Origin of the sequence: Corallococcus interemptor (genome assembly GCF_003668875.1) — a bacterium.
GTDB classification, from domain to species: Bacteria; Myxococcota; Myxococcia; order Myxococcales; family Myxococcaceae; genus Corallococcus; species Corallococcus interemptor.
The window spans coordinates 1-22632 of sequence record NZ_RAWM01000146.1 but is presented as its reverse complement, the minus strand read 5'-3'; the positions used below and the strand labels follow the sequence as shown (position 1 = coordinate 22632).

Below are 22632 nucleotides of genomic sequence, written 5' to 3'. Positions count from 1 at the left end.
GCAGCCGGGGCAGGGTGCGCTCCAGCCGCATCGGGTCCGGCGGATACGCGGGCACCGCCACCGCCCCGGCATACAGGCAGCCGAAGAACCCGGCGATGTAGTCCAGCCCCGGCGGGTACAGCAGCAGTACGCGCTCGCCCGCCGCGCCACGCTCACTCAGCGCGGAAGCAATCCGCCTCGCGCGCACGTCCAGCTCCGACGCGCTCCAGGTGGTCTCCTCTCCGTCGTCCCCCAGGAACGTGTAGAGCGGCGCGTGGGCACTGGGCCCATGGACAAGCTTCAGCAGGACGCCAGGAAGGGTTCGCGAGAAGTCGGGCACGGTGGGCTGTCCATGTGTCGAAAAACGCCGACACTTAATAGCAGCCCGGATGCTCAACGCCGTAGGCACTCGCTGTGTTGAAACACGGGAGTCCTCCGACGCCAGCCCACTCGGAGAGCAGGGGCTCGCCGCGTCATCACACGCGGCGAGCCACCCCTTTCAACCACCCCATGAAACCTTTATGCCCAGATCCGACTGATACATCCGGTCCCACCTCCGGTGTGTCGCGGGAGGTGGGTTTCGTTACGCCTTGTCCGTGTCGCTGAGCGCCTTCGTCAACAGCTCCGCCACGGACTGCACCGTCGGCTCGCGCAGCAGCGTGTAGTGCGTGCCCGGCAGGCGGTGCGACTCCAGCCGGTCACCCACGAGCGCCGCCCAGCCGCCGTCACCCGAGCCCGTGTCGCCGGCCGGCTCCTCCGCCTGGATGCGCAGCACGCGCTGGGCCATGGCGGGCGGGTGGTAGCGCCGGGCCGCTTCGAGGTTGGCCTCGAAGACCTGGAAGAGGGCCGTGGCGTCCACGCCGGGCGGCAGCGCTCCGGCCTGGGCCGCGGCGTCCAGCACCTTCTCCAGCGTCACTTCGGACTCCAGCGCCGCGGGGTCGATGCCCAGGTCCTGCGCGAACATCCCTACCGCCAGCGCGCGGTCCAGGTCCGGCTCGGAGTCCGGCACCGTCTCCGGGACGTAGGAGTCGATCATCGCCACCAGCTCCACGGCTTCACCCGCCTCATGCAGCTGATGCGCCATCTCGTAGGCGATGACGCCGCCCAGGGACCAGCCGCCCAGGCGGTACGGGCCATGGGGCTGGACCTTCCGCACCTCGCGCACGTAGCTGGCGGCCAGGGCCTCCACCGTGTCCAGCGGCTGCGCTTCACCGTCCAGGCCACGCGCCTGGATCCCGTAGAAGGGCTGATCCGGCCCCAGCTTCCGAGCCAGCTCCGCGTAGGCCAGCACGTTGCCGCCCACCGGATGCACGCAGAAGAACGGCGTGCCGGTGCCTTCGTTGGTGAAGGGCACCAGCGGAGTGAAAGGCTTCGGCTCCTCGGCGGTCTCTCCCAGCAGTGCCGCGAACCGCTCCACCGTGGGGGCCTGAAAGAGCGCCGACAGCGGGAGCTTCCGGCCCGTCTCCCGGTTCACCGCCGCCATCAAGCGCACCGCCAGCAGCGAGTGCCCACCCAGCTCGAAGAAGCTGGTGCGCACGTCCACCGTGGACACGCCCAGCGCCTCCGCCCAGAGCGCGGCGATCCGCGCCTCGCCTTCGTTCCTGGGACCCACGAAGGTCTCCACGTCCACCGGGCCGTCCACGGGGACGGGCAGCGCCTTGCGGTCCACCTTGCCGTTGGGCGTCAGCGGCAGGACGGGCAGGGCGACGTAGGCGGCCGGCACCATGTAGTCCGGCAGCGTGCGCTGGAGGTGGCTTCGGAGCGGAACGGTGTCCACCTCCGGCGTGACGTAGGCCACCAGGCGCGGGAACCCGGGGGCGGCCTCGCGCAGCAACACCGTCGCGTCGCGCACGCCTGGAGCCGCACGCAGCGCGGCTTCGATTTCTCCCAGCTCGATGCGGTAGCCGCGCAGCTTCACCTGGAAGTCCAACCGGCCCAGGTACTCCAGGGTGCCGTCCTGCATCCACCGGACCCGGTCACCCGTGCGGTACATCCGCGCCCCGGGGACCGTGCTGAACGGGTGGGGGATGAAGCGCTCCGCCGTGAGGTCCGGGCGGTTCCGGTAGCCCCGAGCCAGGCCCTCGCCCCCGATGAACAGCTCACCCGGGACGCCCGCGGACACGGGGTTCAGGTTCGAGTCCAGGACGTACACGCCCAGGTTCAACAGCGGGCGCCCGATGACGGGCGTGGGCATGGGGCTGCCCTGGATGGGGGCGATGGTGGCGTTCACGGTGCACTCCGTCGGACCGTAGGCGTTGAAGGCCCAGGTCCGCTGCGTCGCCGCGAGCGTGCGCCACGTCACCTCGTCCATCGCCTCGCCGCCGATGGAGCTGAGGCTCGGCACGTGCTCGCGCTCCAGCAGGCCCGCCTCCAGGAGCAGCTGGTACTGCGACGGCGTGGTGTCCAGCAGGTCGATGCGGTGCTGCGCCACCCACGCGAGCATCGCCTCCGGATCCCGCCGCACGGACTCAGGGACGAGGTACAGGCCGTGGCCGTCCAGCAGCAGGGACAGCTGCTGCACCGACGCATCGAAGAAGTACGGCGCGTTGACGCTGACCCGCATCGGACGGGTTGCCCGGTCGAAGCAGACTTCGTTCATCGCACGCCGCAGATGCGCCAGCGAGCGGTGCTGGATCATCACGCCCTTGGGCGCGCCCGTGGAGCCCGACGTGTAGATGACGTACGCCAGGTGCTCCGGCCTCAGGGCCACGCGCGGGTTGCCAGGCGAGGACGCTTCGATGCGCCGGGCGTCCACGTCCAGCCGCACCACGTGCCGCACCGGCGGCTGCCAGGCCTCCACCTGGGACTGCGTGGTGAGCAGCACGGATGCGCCGCTGTTCTCCAGGATGAAGGCCCTGCGCGCCTCCGGGGCCGAGGGGTCCAGCGGCACGTACGCACCGCCCGCCTTGAGGATGCCCAGGATGGCGACGATGGCCTCCGGCGAGCGCTCCAGGCAGAACGCCACCGTCACGTCCGGGCCCACGCCCAGCGAGCGCAGGTAGTGCGCCAGCTGGTTCGCGCGCACGTTGAGCTGATGGAAGGACACGGTCGTGTCGCCCATCACCACGGCGGGGGCCTTGGGCGTGCGGGTCACCTGCTGCTCGAAGCGCGTGTGGAAGGGCACGTCCTCCTCGAAGGGGGCCGTCTCACCGCTCCACTCCTCGAGCACCCACTGGCGCTCCTCCGCCGTCAGCAGGGGCAGGGCGTCCACCTTCGTGTCCGGCCGTGAGACCGCCCCCTCCAGCAGCTGGAGGAAGTGCTCCGTCAGTCTTCGGGCCGTGGCGGGTTCGAAGAGGTCCGTGGCGTAGGAGAGGGCCCCCTCGAACCCGCGCTCCGTGCGGGCCAGCGACAGGTCCAGGTCGAACTTCGTCGAGGGCAGGTCCACCTCCACCGGACGCAGCGTCAGCTCCGGCAGGCGCACCTCCGCGTCCGGCATGTTCTGGAGCCCGAAGAGGGCCTGGATGAGGGGCGTGCGCGACAGGTCTCTCGCGGGCTGTACGGCCTCCACCAGCCGCTCGAAGGGGAGGTCCTGGTGTTCGTACGCGCCCAACGTGGTGGCACGCACCTGGGAGACCAGCTCACGGAACGACGGGCGGGCGTCGAACCTCGCGCGCAGCACCAGCGTGTTGACGAAGAAGCCGATGAGGCCCTCCGTCTCCGCGTGGCGGCGGCCCGCGATGGACGTGCCCACCAGCAGGTCTTCCTGCCCCGAGTACCGGTGCAGCAGCGTCTGGAACGCCGCGAGCAGCACCATGAAGGGCGTGGCGCCCTCCGTCTGGGCCAGGGCCTCCACGGCTTCGCTCAGGGCCGGTGACAGGCGCACCGGGAACGTCGCGCCCCGTGCGGACCGCTGGGGCGGACGGGGTTTGTCCGTGGGCAGCGCCAGTGCCTGCGGGGCTCCGGCCAGCTGCTGCTTCCACCAGGCGAGCTGCGCGTCCAGCACCTCACCCTGGAGCCACCCGCGCTGCCATACGGCGAAGTCCGGGTACTGCACCGGCAGCGGGGCCAGCGGTGAGGGCTGGCCTTGCCGGAAGGCCTCGTAGAGCGCGGTGACTTCGCGCACCAGGATGCTCATGGACCAGCCGTCGCCAATGGTGTGGTGCATGCACAGCAGCAGCACATGCTCTGCTTCGCCCAGCTTCAGGAGCGTGAGGCGCGCGAGCGGCCCCACGTCCAGATGGAAGGGCGTCAGTGCGTCCTCGCTCGCGAGCCGGACGGCCTCGGCTTCTCTCGCGTCCTCCGGGAGGTCCGTCAGGTCCACCACCGACAGGACTCCGGTGGGGGCGGGGTGCACGTGCTGGCGGGGTTCTCCGTCGTGGGACTCGAAGGTGGTGCGCAGCGCTTCGTGCCGCTCCACCAGCGCGTCGAAGGCCTGCTGGAGCGCGGGCACGTCCACCGCGCCCGTGAGGCGCAGCGCCGTGGGCATGTTGTAGAGCGCGCTGCCCGGGTCGAGCTGATCGATGAACCACAGCCGCTGCTGCGCGAACGACAGCGGATGCGGGCCAGGGCCCTCCGCGGGGCGCAGCGGCGGCAGGGCGCTGGCCTCCGGTGCGTCCGGCAGCCGCTGGGCGAGCGCCGCCAGGGTGGGGGACTCGAAGAGCGCCCGGACGCCCACGTCCACGCCGAAGCGGGCGCGGATGCGGGAGACCAATTGCGTCGCCAGCAGCGAGTGGCCACCCAAATCGAAGAAGTGGTCATTGCGGCCCACGACGGGCACGCCCAGCAACTCCTCCCACAGCGTGGCCAGGGCCACCTCCGCGGGCGACGCCGGTGCCTCGTACGCGCGTGCGGATCGCAGCTGCGCCTCCGGTGCGGGCAGTGCCTTGCGGTCCAGCTTTCCGTTGGGGGTCAGCGGCAGGACGGGCAGGGTGACGTAGGCCGACGGCACCATGTACTCCGGCAGGTGCCGGCGCAGGTGCTCACGCAGCACCTCCGTGTCGCCGTCCGTCACGACGTAGGCCACGAGTCTGTCGTCGCGGACCAGCGCCGCCGCGTCCTCGACCGCCGGGTGCGTGCGCAGCGTGGCTTCGATTTCGCCCAGCTCGATGCAGTAACCGCGCAGCTTCACCTGGAAGTCCAGGCGGCCCATGAACTCCAGCGTGCCGTCCGGCCTCCAGCGGCCCTTGTCTCCCGTGCGGTACAGGCGCGCTCCGGGCTCCGTGCTGAACGGATCCGGCATGAAGCGTTCCGCGGTCAGGTCCGGCCGGCCCAGGTAGCCGCGCGTGACACTCTCACCGGCGAAGCACAGCTCGCCCGGCATGCCGATGGGCACCAGCCGCTGCCTTTCGTCGAGCACGTACGCGGTCAGGTTCGCCACCGGACGCCCGATGAAGGGCTCCGTCCGGCGGGTTCCCTGGATGGTCACGCCTGCCGTGCAGACCGTGCACTCCGTGGGGCCGTAGCCATTGAAGACCCGGGTGCGGTCCGTCGCGGCCAGCTTCCGCCACGACTCCACGTCCAAGGCGTCACCCCCCATCATCACGAGGGGCGGCACCCAGGCGCGCTCCAGCATTCCTGCCGCCAGCAGCGGCTTGAGCTGCGCGGGCGTGCAGTCGAACGAATCAATCCGGTGCTGCTCCAGCCACGCGAGCATCGCCTCCGGGTCCACGCGCAGCGCGTCCGGGACGACGTAGAGGCAGTGGCCGTCGATGAGCTGCACCACGCGCTCCATCACCGCGTCGAAGTACAGCGGCGCGTTGACGCTGACGCGCTGGCCTCGGGGCTGGCCCGCGTAGAACGCGCGGACGAAGGCCCGGTGCATGTTGAGGATGGTGCGGTGCTGCACCATCACGCCCTTGGGCGTGCCCGTGGAGCCGGACGTGTACAGCACGTACGCCAGGTGCTCCGGGCCCGTCAGCGCGGGCAGGGGCTCGTGGGAGAGCGCGCCCAGTCCGGCGTGCTCCACGTCCAGCCAGACCTCCTGCACGCCGTAGGGGCTCCAGTCCCCGCATGCAGCTTCCGTCGTGATGAGCACGGCCGCGGCGCTGTCCGTCAGCATGAAGTCCCTGCGCGCGGGCGGGGCTCCGGGGTCCAGCGGCACGAAGGCGCCGCCGGCCTTGAGGACCGCGAGGAGCGCGACAATGGCCTCCACCGAACGCTCGATGCACAGGGCCACCCGAACCTCCGGCCCAACCCCAATGGAGCGCAGCCTCCACGCGAGCTGGTTCGCCCGCGTGTCGAGCTGCCGGTACGTCAGCGCTGTCTCTCCGAACACCACGGCCGGTGCGTCCGGAGTGCGGGCCACCTGCTGTTCAATGAGGCCGTGCAGCGTGGCATCGCGCTCGAAGTCCACCAGCTCGCCGCTGCCCATGCGCACCAGGCGCGCCAGCTCCTCCGGCGACACCAGCGGCACGTCCACCAGCGGCAGGTCCGGCGCTTCGCACACGGCCTCCAGCAGCCGCCGCAGCTGGACGAAGAGCCGTTCGATGGTGCCCGCGTCGAACAGGTCCGCCGCGTAACCCAGGTGGCCTTCGTAGCCTTCCGAGGACCGACCCAGGTTCAGGGCCAGCTCGAACTGTGACGGGGTGTCGCCCTCCAGGTGGGCCGGGGCCACGGTCAGGCCGGGCACGGCCAGCTCCGGCAGCGGGGCGTTCTGGAGCGCGAACATCGCCTGGAACAACGGCGTGCGCCCCAGGTCGCGCTCGGGCTGGAGCGCTTCCACCAGGTGTTCGAACGGGAGGTCCTGGTGCGCGTACGCGCCCAGCGTGCTGCCACGCACCTGCGTGAGCAGCTCACGGAACGTCGTCCTCGGGCTGAAGCGGCCTCGCAGCACCAGCATGTTCACGAAGAAGCCGATGAGGCCCTCCGTCTCCGCGTGCCGGCGGTTCGCGATGGGCGAGCCCACCAGCACGTCGTCCTGCCCGGACGCGCGATGCAGCAACGTCTGGAACGCCGCCAGCAGCACCATGAAGGGCGTGGCGCCTTCACCCTGCGCCAGGGCCTCCACGCGCTCGCTCAGGGCGCGCGGCAGCGACACCCGGAGCAGGCCGCCTCGCCGCGAAGTGCCGGCCGTCCTCGGCCGGTCCGTGGGCAGGTCCAGCACGAAGGGGGCTCCGGACAGCTGCTGCTTCCACCAGTCCACCTGCGACTGGAGCACCTCCCCCTGGAGCCAGCCGCGCTGCCAGAGGGCGAAGTCCGCGTACTGCACCGGCAGCTCCGGCAGCGCCACCGGCTGCCCCGAGCGCCGAGCCGCATAGAGCGCGGTGAGCTCGCGCACGAGGACGCCCAGCGACCAGCCGTCGGACACGATGTGGTGCAGGTGCAGCACCAGCAGGTGCTCCCGCTCATCCAGCTTCAGGAGCAGCGCGCGGATCACCGGGCCGTGGGTCAGGTCGAACGGACGAAGGGATTCGGCGTGGCCCAGGCGCCAGGCCTCGGCCTGCCTCGCGGCGCGAGCGCCCAGGCCCGTCAGGTCCACCACCTCCAGGGGGACATGACCCTCCGGGTGGATGTCCTGCACCGGCTTGCCTGCGTCCATGCGGAACGTGGTCCGCAGGGATTCATGCCGCGCCATCAACGCGTCCAGACTGGCGCGCAGCGCTTCCACGTCCAGGTCGCCCGTGAGGCTCAAGGCCAGCGGCATGTTGTACAGCGGGCTTCCCGGCTCCAGCTGGTCGATGAACCACAGGCGCTGCTGCGCGAACGACAGCGGCGGCGCGGACGTGCGCTCCACGTGGACCAGCGGCGGCGCCTGGGTGCGGCGGGCATCCGCCAGCTTCTCCGCCAGCGACGCCACCGTGGGCGAACGGAACAGCTCACCCAGCGGCACCTCCAGTCCCAACGTGGACCGGATGCGCGCCACCACCTGCGTGGCCAGCAGCGAGTGCCCACCCAGCTTGAAGAAGTCGGCGTGGATGTCCACCTGCCCAAGGTGCAGCACCTCCGCCCAGATGCCCGCGATCGCCTTCTCCAGCGCGCTTCGGGGCGTGGCTGACCCCAACTCCTCGGTGCGGGCCTTCGGCGCGGGCAGGGCCTTGCGGTCCACCTTGCCGTTGGGGCTCAGCGGCAGCTCCGGCAGCACCACGATGGCCGAAGGCACCATGGAGTCCGGCAGCTGCTTCTGCACGGCCGCCCGCAGCGCGCCCGTGTCGATGCCGCCGTCCTCGCCGGACACGACGTAGGCCACGAGGCGCCGGTCGCCGGGCACGTCCTCGCGCACGACGACCACCGCCTCCTGGACCTCGGGCGACTGGCGCAGCGTGGCTTCGACTTCACCCGGCTCGATGCGGTAGCCACGCAGCTTCACCTGGAAGTCGGCGCGGCCCAGGAACTCCAGCGTGCCGTCCCGCAGCCAGCGCACGCGGTCGCCCGTGTCGTAGAGGCGTGCTCCGGGCTGGGTGGCGAAGGGGTGGGGGAGGAAGCGCTCGGCGGTGAGGTCCGGACGCTGGAGGTAGCCCCAGGCCAGGCCGTCTCCGCCCACGTACAGCGTTCCCGGCACGCCCGGCGGCACGGGCTGGAGCGCGGCGTCCAGCACCCAGACCGTGGAGTTCGTCAACGGCCGGCCAATGGGCACCGAGCGGCCCACGGTGTCCCCCGCGCGCAGCGTGTGCGTGGCGGAGAACGTGGTGTTCTCCGTGGGGCCGTAACCATTGACGAGCACCGACCCCGGGGCCATCCGCCCCAGGTGCTCACGCACGCGCTCCACGGGCAGCACGTCGCCACCCGCGAGCACCTGCTTCACGCGGGCCAGCGCATCGCCCTGGTGCAGCACCATCTGTTCGAAGAGGGCGGCGGTGAGCCACAGCGTGGTGACGCCCTCGCGCCGCAGCAGCGCGCCGGTGTCCCCGAGTGACAACGCGCCCGCGGGGGCGACCACCAGCGTCGCGCCATGCAGCAGCGCGCCCCAGATCTCCAGCGTGGACGCGTCGAACGCGATGGGGGCCAGCTGGAGGCAGACCTCGTCGGGGCCGAAGTGGATGAAGTCCGCGCCGAGCACCAGGCGGGTGATGCCCCGGTGCGGGACACTCACGCCCTTGGGCCGGCCGGTGCTGCCCGACGTGAACATCACGTAGGCCAGCGCCTCCGAGGACACCGCCACGTCCAGCGCCGCCTCGGACTGCCGGGCGATGGCGGCCGCGTCCGCGTCCAGCAGGACCCGGAGGTCCGTCATGGCGGGCAGCTCGCCCGCCACCGCGGCCTCGGTCACGAGGAGGTTGACGCCCGCCTCGCGCAGCACCCACGCGATGCGCTCAGCGGGGGCCTGGGGATCCACCGGTACGTAGGCCGCGCCGGTCTTCAGGATGCCCAGGATGGCGGTGATGCTCCCGAACGAGCGCTCCACGCACAGGCCCACCCGGTGGCCGGGCCGCACGCCCTGGCGCCGCAGGTGATGCGCCAGCTGGTTCGAGGCCCGGTCCAGCGCCGCGTACGACATCCGCCGCTCTCCGGCCTTCAGCGCCGTGGCGTCCGGCGCGCGCGCGGCCTGCTCGGAGAACAGCGCGGCCACGGACGCGTCACGCGGGAAGTCGCGGGCGGTGCCGCACCAGCCGGTGAGCAACCGCTGACGCTCCTCCGCCGTGAGCCAAGGCAGCTCCGGCAGCCGCGTGTCCGGAGAGCGGACAGCGGACTCCAGCAGCATGCGCAGGTGACCCACCATGCCGGCGATGGTGTCCGGGTCGAACAGGTCCTGGTTGAAGCCCAGCACGCCCTCGAAGCCGTCTGGCCCCCGGGCCAGCACGCATTGCAGGTCGAAGAGGGTGGACTCCTTTGGCACCTCCCGGGTCTTGAGCCTCAGCCCCGGCAGCGCCAGCTCCGGCATGGGGGCGTTCTGGAGCGTGAACGTCACCTGGAAGAGCGGCGTGCGGCCCAGGTCCCGCTCCGGCTGGAGGGCTTCCACCAGCTTTTCGAACGGGAGGTCCTGATGCTCGTAGGCGCCCAGCGTGGTGGCGCGCACCTGCTCCAGCAGCTCGCGGAAGCGCAGCGTCCCGCGCACGCGGGTGCGCAGCACGACGGTGTTCGCGAAGAAGCCGAGCAGCGACTCCGCCTCGGCATGGCGGCGGCCCGCGATGGGCGATCCCACGAGCACGTCCTCCTGCCCGGAGTACCTGTGCAGCAGCAGCTGGAACGCCGCGAGCAGCACCATGAAGGGCGTGGCGGATGCCTGCCGCGCGCAGGCCTCCACCGCCTCGCTCAGCTCGCGAGACAGGGCGAATGCCTGGCTCCCGGCGCGATATGCCTGCTCACGGACCGGACGCGGATGATCCGTGGGCAGTTCCAGCGTGGGCGCGGCGCCGTCCAGCTGGCCGCGCCAGTACGCCAGCTGCGACTCCAGGACATCCCCCTGGAACCAGGCGCGCTGCCAGAGGGCATGGTCCGCGAACTGGACCGTCAGCTCCGGCAGGGGCGACGGTTGCTCCGCCATGAAGGCCGCGTAGAGGGCGGCCATCTCCCGCACCAGCACGCCGGTGGACCAGCCGTCCGTCACGATGTGGTGCGTGTTGAGCAGCAGCACATGCTTCGTGGGCCCGAGCTTCATCAGGAGCCCCCGGAACAGCGGGCCGTGCTCCAGGTCGAACGGGGTGGAGGACTCCTCCTGTGCCAGCCGCGACACCTCCGCCTCCCGAGCCTCCGGCGTCGCAAGCGCGGACAGGTCCGCGTGCCGCAGGGACATGGGGAACGGCGGGTGGATGACCTGCGACGGAGTGCCTTCGCGCGACTGGAACGTGGTGCGCAGCGCTTCGTGGCGGCGCACCAGTTCGTCGAACGCGGCCAGCAGGACGATGACATCCAGCGAGCCATCCAGGTCCAGCAGGTGCGGGACGCTGTAGGCGGTGCCCGCGGTGCCCAGCTGTTCGGCGAACCACATGCGCTGCTGCGCGAAGGACAACGGCAGCACGTCCGGCCGTTGCACACGGACCAGCGAAGGCAGCGCGGACGGAGACGCCTCTCGAGGCTGCTGGAGCGCGTCGATGCGGCGCGCCAGCTCCGCCACCGTGGGGCCCTCCAGCAGGGCACGCAGGGGCAGCTCCACGTTGAAGCGCGCACGCACTCGGGACACCAGCTGCGTGGCCAGGAGCGAGTGACCACCGAGTTCGAAGAAGCCGTCATGGCGGCCCACCGCCGGGACACGCAGCACTTCGGACCACAGCGTGGCGAGCGTTGCCTCCGTGGGCGTCGCAGGCGGTTCGACGACGCGCGCCGGGGCCGGGGTGGCCTCCGGCGAGGGCAGGGCGTCGCGGTCCACCTTGCCGTTGCGAGTCTGGGGCAGGGCGTCCAGCGCGACGAACGCGGCGGGCACCATGTACTCCGGCAAGGTCCGGCGCAGGTGCTGACGCAGGGGCGCCGTGTCCATCTGGGGCGCGACCCAGGCAATGAGCCGGTCCTCGCGGACCAGGACCACCGCGTCGCGGACCTCCGGGTGCGAGCGGAGCGTGGCTTCGATTTCGCCTGGCTCGATGCGGTAGCCGCGCAGCTTCACCTGGAAGTCCAACCGGCCCAGGTATTCCAACGTGCCGTCTTCGCGCCAGCGCGCCTTGTCGCCGGTGCGGTAGAGGCGCGCGCCGGGCTCCGTGCTGAACGGATCCGGCACGAAGCGCTCGGCCGTCAGGTCCGGGCGGCCCAGGTAGCCGCGCGTGACGCCTTCACCGCTGATGCACAGCTCGCCTGGAGTACCGAAGGGCACCAGCCGCTGCTGCGCGTCCAGCACGTACGTGCGCAGGTTGGCCAGCGGCCGGCCAATGACGGGCGTCTTCTGCACGGCGTCCTGGATGCGCCAGTCCACCGAGTCCACGGTGCATTCCGTCGGGCCGTACTCGTTGAAAGCCCGGGTGCGATGGGATGCACGCAGCTGACGCCACGACTCCGGATCCACCGCCTCGCCGCCCACGGAGATGACGCCCGGGACATGGGCGCGCTCCAACAGGCCCGCGGCCAGCATCAGCCGCAGCTGCGAAGGCGTGCAGTCCAGCACGTCGATGCGCTGCTCCTCCAGCCACGCCACCATCGCTTCCGGGTCCTGCCGCAGGGCCTCCGGGACGACGTGCAGGCAGTGGCCGCTGAGCAACTGGACCACCTGGGCGATGGACGCATCGAAGTGAAGCGGTGCGTTGACGGTGACGCGCTGGCCCGGCGCCAGCCCCGCGTGGAGGCTGCGCGTCAGCGCCTGATGCAAGTTGAGGACCGGCCGGTGCTGCACCATCACGCCCTTGGGCGTGCCGGTGGAGCCCGAGGTGTAGAGGACGTAGGCCAGGTTGGCCGGGCCCGCCGCCGGGGGCAGGTTCTCCGAAAACCTGTCCGACAGTCGGACAGGTTTTTCGTCAAGCCGCACCCGGTGGGGCACTTCGGGGTCCCATGCTTCTTGCACGGCCGTCGTCGTCACCAGGACGGACGCGCCGCAATCCTTGAGGACGAAGGACTTCCGTGCGGCCGGGGCCGACGGGTCCACCGGCACGAAGGCGCCTCCGGCCTTGAGCACCGCCAGCAGCGCGACCACGCCCTCCACCGAGCGCTCCAGGCACAGCGCCACCGTCACCTCAGGGCCCACGCCCAGAGACCGCAGCTCCCAGGCGAGCGCGTTGGCCCTCGCGTTGAGCTGCCGGTACGTCAGCGCCGTCTCACCGAACACCACGGCCGGTGCTTCCGGCGTCTCGGCGGCCTGCTTTTCGAAGCGCGCGTGCAGCGTGGCGTCGCGCTCGAAGTCCAGGGCGTCACCGGTGCCGGCTCGCAGCAATGCGTCCCGGTCTCCGGCGGACAGCAGGGACACGTCCTCCAGCCGGACGTCCGGCTGGATCAACTCCTCCAGCGCCTGCCGCCACTGGCCCAGCACCCTGCGCACGGCGTCCTCGTCGAAGCGGCCGGCGTCGTAGACCAGCTGCAGTTGGAGCTCTTCGCGCGGCACCACCGTGGCCGACAGCGGGTAGTTCGTGCTGTCGCCGAACTCCAGGTCGCGCAGGTCCATCGCGGTGAACCGGCGCAGCACGGATTCGTCGAACGGGTAGTTCTCGAAGACGAACAGCGACTGGAACAGCGGCTGTCCCCGCGGGATGTCGCTCCAACCGTGCGCCGCGACCAGCGGCGTGTACTGGTGCTGCTGGATGCCCAGCAGCTTCGCCTGGAGGGACTGGAGCCACGGCAGCACCGGCTCGCCGTCACCGGGCAGCGCGATGCGCACCGGCTGCGTGGTGATGAGCAGACCCAGCATCGCGTCCGCGCCCGGCAACTCCGGCGGACGGCCCGCCAGTGTGGTGCCGAAGATCACGTCGCGCGTGTCCGAGTGGCGCGCCAGCACCAGCGCCCAGGCCGCCTGCGTCAGCGTGTTGAGCGTGAGCTGATGCCGCTTAGCGAAGGACTCCAGTGCGGTGGTGACCGGCCCCGGCAACGCCACCCGAACGTCGGGCCGCTTGTCGGACGTGGTGGGCTTCACCAACGACGCAGGCCGCGCCGAAGGCAGGGGTGTGGGCGCGGACAGGCCCGCGAGCTGGTCTCTCCAGAAGCGCTCGTCCTCCGCCGGGTCTCGGCGATCCAACCACGCGATGTAGTCGCGGAACGGAGGCCGGCCCGAGGGCGGCGGCGGCGTCCCGGCGCGCAGGGCGTCGTAGAGGGCGAAGACCTCCTGGAAGAACAGGCCCATGCTCCAGCCGTCCATCAACAGGTGATGGTGACTCCAGAGGAAGCGCCAGCGCGCATCCCCCAGGCGTACCGCCGTCATCCTCGACAGCGGCGCCCTCGCCACGTCGAAGCCCTGCGCACGGTCGTCGGCCATCAGCTTCGCCAGCGCGGCGGGCTGCTCCACCTCCGGCAGGTGACGCCAGTCGTGGACGATGAACGGCAACGTCGCGTGCGAGTGCACCACCTGCAGCGGGGACTCCAGGCCCTCCCACACGAACGCGGTGCGCAGGATGGGGTTGCGGTCCACGGCCGTCTGCCACGTCCGCTGGAGCAGCGCGATGTCCACGTCCGAGTGGCTCGACCACGCGGCCTGCTCGAAGTAGAGGGCCGCCTCCGGAGTGTTCAGGGCGTGGAAGAGCATGCCCTCCTGGAGCGGGGACAGCGGGAAAAGGTCCTCCACCGTGGGGCCGCGCGCCGCGAGCACCGAGTCCAACGCGGTCTGAGACAGGCGGGCCAGCGGGAAGTCACCCGGCGTGCGCCGCCGCGCGTCCTCCGAATGGCGCTGGGCGATCAGCTCTCGCAGCTCCTTGAGGAAGCGCTCCGCCAGCGCCCGCACCGTCGCCTCGTGGTGCTGCCGCTGGCTGTAGCCGAACGTCATCCGCAGCCGGCCCTGGAGCACCGAACCGTCCACGGCCAGCGCGTGCGGCTGCACGGCCCGGGGCTCCACGATGGGCCCCACCGGCTCGTCGCTCATCGTGAAGAGCGTGCTGGCGGCGGCCGTGCCGTCCAGCTGACCCAGGTAGTTGAACGACACCTGCGCCTTGGGCAGGGCGGCCAGCCGGGCCCGCGTCTCCGGGGGCCCCAGGTGGCGCAGCAGGTTGAAGCCGATGCCCCGGCCGGGCCACGCCTTCAGCGAATCCCGCACCGCGCGCAGCCCGTCTCCCAACGTCCCGCCCGCGGGCAGCCGCAGCAGGGCCGGCGCCACGGACGTGAACCAGCCCACCGTGCGCGAGATGTCCACGTCCGCGAACAGCTCCTCGCGGCCATGGCCCTCCAGCTCGATGAGCACGTCCGGCTTCCCGGTCCATTCACCCAACGTCCGGGCGAGCGCCGTCAGGAGCACGTCGTCGATGCGCGCCCGCCAACCGGTGGGCGTCTCCTGGAGCAACCGCCGCGTCTCCTCGGCGTCCAGCTCGACGGCGACGGAGGCGCGCGACGCGTACGTGTACGGACCCGGGCCGTCCACCGGCAGCGGGGCCACGTCGCCTTGCATCGCGTTCCGCCAGAAGGACTCCTGCGCGCCCAGCGCGTCCGTCAGGGCGTGCTTCTCCAGCCGCCGCGCCCAGGCCTGGAACGACGTCGTCTTCGCGGGCAGCGCCGGAGCACGGGCCGACTGGAGCTGGAGGTACGCCGTCTCCAAATCCTCCACCAGGATGCGCCACGACACCGCGTCCACCACCAGGTGGTGGATGATCAGCAGCAGGCGCTGCGGCTCCCCGGTGCCGAACTGGAACAGCGCCACGCGCACCAGCGGAGGCGTGGCCAGGTCGAAGTCCGCCTGGAGCTTCGCGGCCTCGCGCTCCATCGCGGCGAGCCGGGCCTCCTGGGGCAACATGGACAGGTCCACCTGGACGAGCACGGGGCGCGCGTCCTCGGGGGCCACGGCCTCCTGGCGCCATGAGCCGTCCTCGGCGTGCACGTAGCGCAGGCGCAGGGCGTCGTGATGGGCGACGAGTGCCTGGATGGCCCGCTCGACCCCATCGGCCTTCAGCGGCTGACGGGCCTTGAGCAGCAGGGCGTGGTTGAAGTGGTGCGGGTACGTCGGCTCACGCTCGAACAGGTCCACCTGGATGGGCGTGAGGGGCACTTCGCCCACCACCGGGCCCTGCTCCGCGAGGGTGGCCTCTCCGTCCCGAGCCACGGCCGCCAGCGCGCCCAGGGTGGGGTGCTGGAAGAGGTCCTTCACCTGCAACCGCACGCCGGCCTGCCGCGCCCTCGCGACGACCTGAAGGCTGATGATGGAGTCGCCGCCCAGCTCGAAGAAGTTGTCGTCCAGGCCCACGCGATCGACACGCAGCACCTGGGCCAGCACCTGGGCCAGCACCTGCTCCCGGGGCGTTTGCGGCGCGACGAACTCACGGCGCGAGGCGCGCTGGCCCGACGGCGCGGGCAGGGCCTTGCGGTCCACCTTGTCCTGCGGCGTCAGCGGCAGGGCATCCAGCGGGACGAAGACCGACGGCAGCATGTAGTCCGGCACCCGCTGGCGCATGAAGTCGCGCAGGACTTCCGGATCGGGGACGGACGCGGGGACGACGTAGGCCACCAGCCGCTTGTCGCCGGGCACGTCCTCGCGCACCACGGCCACGGCCTCGCGCACCTCCGGATGCGCGGACAGGGCGGCCTCCACCTCCGCCAGCTCGACGCGGAAGCCACGCACCTTCACCTGGTGGTCGGTGCGGCCCAGGAAGTCCAGCACCCCGTCCGGCCGCCAGCGCGCCAGGTCGCCCGTGCGGTAGAGGCGCGCACCCGGTTGCGAGGAGAAGGGGTGCGGGACGAAGCGCTCCGCGGTGAGGTCCGGCCGCGAGATGTAGCCGCGCGCCAGGCCGTCGCCGCCGATGAACAGCTCGCCGGGGACTCCCGGGGGTACCGGCTGTCCGTGCGCATCCAGGACGTACAGGTCCGTGTTCGTGATGGGCCGCCCCAGGGGCACGGGGGTCTCCACGCTCGCGGGTTCCACCATCTTGTGCACGGAGGCGATCACCGTCGCCTCGGTGGGGCCGTAGCAGGCGTAGAAGATGAGGCCCGGATGCGCCTCCAGCAGCTTGCGCGAGTGCACGGGCGAGATGACGTCGCCGCCCGAGATGAGCCACCGCACGCTCCGCAGGGCCTCCAGCTTCAGGTCCACCACCTGCGTGAAGAGGCCCGCCGTGAGCATCATCGACGTGACCTCATGGCGCTGGATGACCTGCGCCAGCACCTCCAGGTCCGACGGCGACGTGGGAGGGAACACCACCAGCCGGCCACCGTGGGAGAGCGGCCCCCAGATCTCGAGCGTCGCCGGGTCGAAGGAGATGGGCGCGATGTGCAGGAACGTCTCGTTGTTCAGGCACATGTGCCCGAAGGCCGGGTGCTGCAACAGGCGCATCACCGCGAGGTGATCCACCGCGACGCCCTTGGGGCGTCCGGTGCTGCCGGACGTGAAGTCCACGTACGCCAGGTGGCGCGAGCGCAGGCCGGTGTCCTCCACGCGCGACGTGGGCAGGTCCGCGACGGGTGTTTCCTCCACGAAGAGGGACGGCAGCTCCACCGGCAGCGCTTCGCGCATCCTGCGCGTGGTGAGGAGCAGCTTCGCGGGCGCGTCCTCCAGCATCGCGGCCAGGCGCGGCGCCGGGTAGTTCGGGTCGAGCGGCACGTACGCGCCCCCCGCCTTGAGGATGGCGAGCAGGGAGACAATGAGCTCCAGGGAGCGCTCCAGGCACACCGCCACCAGCACGTCCGGGCCCACGCCGTGCCCGCGCAGCAGGTGCGCCCACTGGTTCGAGCGCGCATCCAGCTGCGCGTACGTCAGGTGCGCGTCCCCGAATTCCACCGCCACCTCGTCCGGCTGGTGCGCGACGTGAATGGCGAAGAGGTCTGGCAGGACGGCCTCTCGCGGGATGTTCCGGAAGGTGGCGTTCCAGGAGCGCAGCACGCGCTCGCGTTCCGCCTCGTCCATGAGGGGCAGCCGGGCAACGGGCATGCGGGGCTGGGCCACCACCTCGCGCGCCAGGGTCACCATGTGCCCGGCCAGGCGCTCGATGGTGGCCGCGTCGAAGAGGGCGGTGACGTACTCCATGCTGCAGTGGAAGCCGTCACGGCCCTCCACCACCTCCATGCCCAGGTCGAACTTGGCAGTGCCGGTCGGCACCTCCACCGGGGTCAGCTCCAGCCCCTCCGGGCGGGCCTTGGGCAGGGGCGTGTTGACCAGGTTGATACTCGCCTGGAACAGCGGGGTGCGGCTCAGGTCACGCGGCAGCTGCATCGCGTCCAGCACGCGCTCGAACGGGGCGTCCTGGTGCGCGAAGGCCTCCAGGGTCTGCGTGCGCACGCGGCCCAGCAGCTCCACGAAGGACGGCATGCCTGACAGGCGCGAGCGGAAGGGCAGGGTGTTGATGAAGCACCCCATCAGCCACTCGAGCTCCGGCCGCGTGCGGCCCGCGATGGGCGTGCCGACGACGAAGTCCTCCTGGCCGGAGTAGCGCGACAGCACCGTCTGGTAGAGCGCCATCAACACCATGAACGACGTGGCGCCGTGCTTGCGGCCCAGCGCCAGCAGCGGCGCGGAGACCTCCGACGGCAGGAGGAAGGTGTACCGCGCGCCCGAGAAGGACATGACCGCCGGGCGCGGCCGGTCCGTGGGCAGCTCCAGCGCGGGCGCACCGGCCAGGTGGTCCCTCCACCAGGCCACCTGCTTCTCCATCACGCCGCCTTCCAGCCACTTGCGCTGCCACACGGCATAGTCCGCGTACTGCACCGGCAGCTCCGGCAGCGGCGACGGCTGGCCCGCGCGGAACGCGGTGTAGTTCACCGTCAGCTCATGCGCGATGACCATGGTGCACCACGCGTCGGACACCGCGTGGTGGAACGTCACGAGCAGCACGTGCTCGCGCTCGCCCATGCGCAAGAGCGCCCCGCGGACGACTTCCTTCTCCAGGTCGAAGGGCTGGCGCACGGCCTCCTGGAAGTAGGCGCGCATCGCCGCTTCCCGCGCCTCCGGCGTGTCGCCGGGCACGTCCCAGTGCTGGAGCGGCAGGCCCCGGGGCGGGTGGATGACCTGCACCGCATGGTCCCCGTCCAGGGAGTAGGTGGTGCGCAGCACCTCGTGGCGGACCACCAGCGTGTCCAGCGCGGTCTGGAGCGCGGCTTCGTCCAGCTCGCCCGTGAGCCGGAAGATGGCGGGGTTGTTGTACGCGCTGCTCGAGGGCTCCAGCTGCTGGAGGTACCAGAGGCGCTGCTGCGCGAAGGACAGGGGCAGCGGCGTGTCGCGGCCCACGCGCGGGATGGGCGGCGGGCCCAGGTCCACGACCTTCGGGGTGACGGCCGGCGCGACCGCCGGAGCCAGGGGGCGCGGAGCCTCCACTGCGGGACGCGCCACGGGCGGAGGGGGGAGTCTCGACGGTGAGGCCACCGGATCCACGCGCCCATCCACGCGCAACCGGACATGGCGGCCCGTGCGGTACAGCCGGGCGGCGGACTCGCGAGGGTGCGGCACCAGGCGGCGGTGCTCTTCATCGCTCGCGCGCCACAGCGCCGTGGGGAGGCCCGCGCCCGCCAGGGCCAGTTCGCCCACCACGCCCGCGGGCACGGGCTGTCCGGCCGCGTCCAGCACCCAGGCCTGGAGGTTGCCGGGGATGCGCTCCGCCAGCGTGCGCGGCAGCAGCGCGCCCTCCTGGGCGTCACCCGACAGCCACACCTCCACGCCCGCGGCCCGGTGCAGCGCCGCGCCCAGCTCCACCGACGCGCCCTCCAGCACCAGCGCGCCCACGCGGGACAGCGACTCGCGCGCTCCGGGCAGCTCGCTCAGCGAGCGCGCCAGCCGCGCCGACGTGTGCAGCAGCACCGCGCCGGACTGGCGGGCCAGCTCCAGCAGCCCCTCCACGCCCGCCTCGGCCTCCACCAGCACCTGCTCCTGGCGGGCGGCGGCCTCCGCGTCCATGCGCTCGCGCACCACCGCCAGCCGGCGCAGGCCTTCCAGCACCACCGGGGTGTCCAGGCCGAAGTCGATGAGCGCCGCCACCTCGTCCACGTCCGCCGCGCGCACGTCGCGCAGCCGCTTGAGCGCGCTGTCCACCGTGCCCAGCAGGCCGGTGTTCTTCGCGTGGTTCTCGAAGGTGCGCTCCAGCACCGCGTTGATGTCGTCCGGCGACAGCTTCTGGACGTCGGTGATGCCCTGCGCCTGGAGCAGCGACGTGCTGATGTCCACCGAGCTGCGGAAGTAGCCGAGCAGCGGCTGGCGCACCGTGCGCAGCACCTCCTGTTCGTCGTCGCCCAGGTACGTGTGCAGCATGCAGGTGATGTGGCCGCGGCCCGGGTGGCCATTGCGGCGCCACGCGTCCCGGTACAGCGCCACCTTCTGCTTCAGCTCCTCCAGCGAATGGGACAGCAGGCCCGTGAGCACGCCCGCGCCCAGCTCGCCCGCCATGCGGAAGGTCTCCGGGTTGCCCGTGGCGGTGAGCCACACCGGCAGCTCCTTCTGCACCGGCTTCGGGCGTAGGCCGACCTCGGCCGTGCTGCCGGCGCCCGCGGGACGCTTGAAGCGCTCGCCGCGCCACAGCGCGCGCAGCGTGGAGAGCTTCTCCAGGAGGATGTCGCGCCGCTTCTCGTAGTTGCCCGGCGCGAAGGTGAAGTCCTGCGTGTGCCAGCCGGTGGCCACGGACAGGCCCACGCGGCCCTGGGACAGGTTGTCCACCACGGACCACTGCTCCGCGATGAGCAGCGGATCATGCAGCGGCAGCACCACGCTGCCCGAGCGCAGGCGCAGGTGCTTCGTGACGGTGGCGATGCCCGCCGCCACCACCGCGGGCTGCGGGTACAGACCGCCGAACGAGTGGAAGTGCCGCTCCGGCGTCCACACCGCTGAGAAGCCATTCGCGTCCGCGAACCTGGCGCCCTCGAGCAGCAGCTCGTACTTCGGCCCCTGGAGCGTGTCCTCGTCGTTGGCGAAGTAGATGAGGCTCACGTCCATGGCCTTCGCGCGAGGCCCGCCACCATGCAGGTTCACCAGCCCCGCGGTGATGCGCTCCGGCGGGAACACCACCCGCAGGCCGCGAGTCAGCGCCCACAGCGCCTCCAGCTCCGGACGGTCGGAGGACGGCTCGCTCGCGGACAGCCACGCGCCGCCGTCCGGGGGCGACAGGCGCGTGTCCAGACCGGAGAAGAACTCCGCCAGCTCCCGGTGGCCCAACGCCCACGCGGGCTGGCCCCGGCCCGCGGGCAGCAGCCAGGCGAGGGCGTGCGGTTCGACGTTCGAGGCCGCGGGGGCCGCGCTCGAAGCCTGAAGGTCCTCCACGTAGACGACGCGTGCTGCATCCACGCGCACGGAGCCCACCAGGCCGCGTGTGGTGACGAGCACCGGCACCGGCGAGCCTTCAGGCGCGTACACGGGCAGGTGGCCCAGGTCGGACGGGCCCAGCGTGACGCACGCGCCGCCCGCGCTCAGCACGGCCCACAGCGCGGCCAGCTTCTCCGGCGATGTCCGCAGGCACACGGCCACCGGCGTTCCGGCCTTCACGCCCAGGGCCGTCAGCCGCGCGGCCAGGGCATCCGCGCGGGCGCCCAGCTCGCTCCAGGTCCAGTGCGTGTCTCCCTGGGACAGGGCGGTGTCCCCCCCCTGGCGCGCGCGCCGCTCCGCGAGCAGCGTGGGCACGGCGACGAGCCCCGGCGTGGCGCGAGGCGTGGGCCAGGCGCGGCGCTCGTCGTCGGTGGTGAGCGGCAGGTGCGCCACCGGCAGGTCGGGGTTCGCGAGCGCCGCGGCCAGCAGCACCTGGAAGTGCTCCACGAGCCGCGCCGTGGTGGCGGCGTCGAACAGGTCCTTCGCGTACTCCAGCGCGCCGTGGATGCGGGTGGGGTGCTCGAAGAGGACGAGGGTCAGCTCGCTCAGGGTGGAGCCCCACTGCACGGGCGTGCCGGGCACCTCCACCAGCGAGCCGCGCAGGCCGATGAGCTCCAGCGTCTCCGACGAGCTCGCGCCCGTGTGGTAGACGAACACGGAGTCCGTCATGCGCCCGCGGCCGATGTCATGGCCCGGGATGAGCGCTTCCACCAGGTACTCGAAGGGCACGTCCGGGCGCGTCTGCGCGTCCGCGACCTCGCCGCGCACCTGGACCAGCAGCTCGCGGAACGTGAGCCCTTCGGAGAAGCGCGTGCGGAACGCCGCCGAGTGCGCCACGTACCCGATGAGCGGCATCAACTCCGGCCGCGTGCGGTTGGCGATGGGCGTGCCGACGACGACGTCCGTCTGGCCACTGTAGCGATGCAGCAGCGACTGCCACGCGGCGAGCACCGTCATGTAGCCGGTGAAGCCCTCGCGGCGCGTGAAGGCCAGCAGTTCGTGGGCGAGCGCGGGAGGGAAGTCCACGAGCATGCGCGCGGAGGCGATGACGGGCTCGTTGGAGCGGGGCCGGTCGGTGGGCAGATCCAACCGGCGAGGCATGCCGGCCAGCCGCTGCCGCCAGCCCTGGTCCTGTTCAGCCAGCCGTCCGGTCGCGAGTCCCCGGCGCTGCCACGCGCCGAAGTCCGCGTACTGGAGGGGCAGGGGCTTGAGCGGCGAGGGGCGGCCCTGGAGGAAGGCGTCGTAGAGCTGGCCCAGCTCCTGGACGAACAGGGCCAGGGACATCGTGTCGCTGACGATGTGGTGGATGCTGACGATGAGCAGGTGCTGCTTCACGTCGATGCGGACCAGGGTGGTGCGCAGGACGGGGCCCTGGACCAGGTCGAACGGCTTCGCGGCGTCCTCGCGGGCGATCCGCAGGGCTTCGGGTTCGCGGGTCTCCATCGGGCCGCGCAGCTCCACGCGGGTGAGCGGGACGTGCATCCGCGCGTGGAAGCGCTGCACGGGGCGGCCGTCCACGGCGTCGTAGGTGGTGCGCAGCGCTTCGTGGCGCTGGACGATCTCCTGGATGCCGCGCTCCAGCACGGCCGCGTCCAGGTCTCCTTCGAGCCGGAGGACGACCGGGAGGTTGTACGCGGACAGGCCGGGCAGGTGCTGCTCCAGGCGCCAGACGCGCTCCTGCACGAAGGACAGGGGCAGCTCGCCGTCGCGAGGCAGCGGCACCAGCGGAAGCTCCGTGGAGACGGGGGCCTGCGGCGCTTCGCGCAGCAGGGGCTCCAGGCGCTCCGCGATGCCGGCGACGGTGGGGGCCTCGAAGAGGGCGGCGAGGGGAAGGTTCACGCCGAAGGCATCACGGAGCTGATTGAGCAGCTGCGCGGCAGTCAGCGAGTTGCCACCGAGTTCCAGGAAGTCGTCATGGCGGCCCACGAACTCCAGGCCCAGACGGTCGCGCCACAGCGCGGCCACGCGTTCCTCCACGTCGCCACGGGGCGCGTCGTCGCGGCCGGGCGGGGGAGGGG

General features: G+C 71.8%; 2 protein-coding genes. Both read right to left on the bottom strand.

From position 1 onward, the window contains the following. A partial coding sequence (locus D7X96_RS33460) for an AMP-binding protein (RefSeq protein ID WP_147468456.1) occupies positions 1-319 on the bottom strand: 319 nt, incomplete at its 3' end. A gap of 243 nt (positions 320-562) precedes the next feature. Further along, a partial coding sequence (locus tag D7X96_RS33455) for a non-ribosomal peptide synthase/polyketide synthase (protein WP_121771576.1) occupies positions 563-22632 on the bottom strand: 22070 nt, incomplete at its 5' end.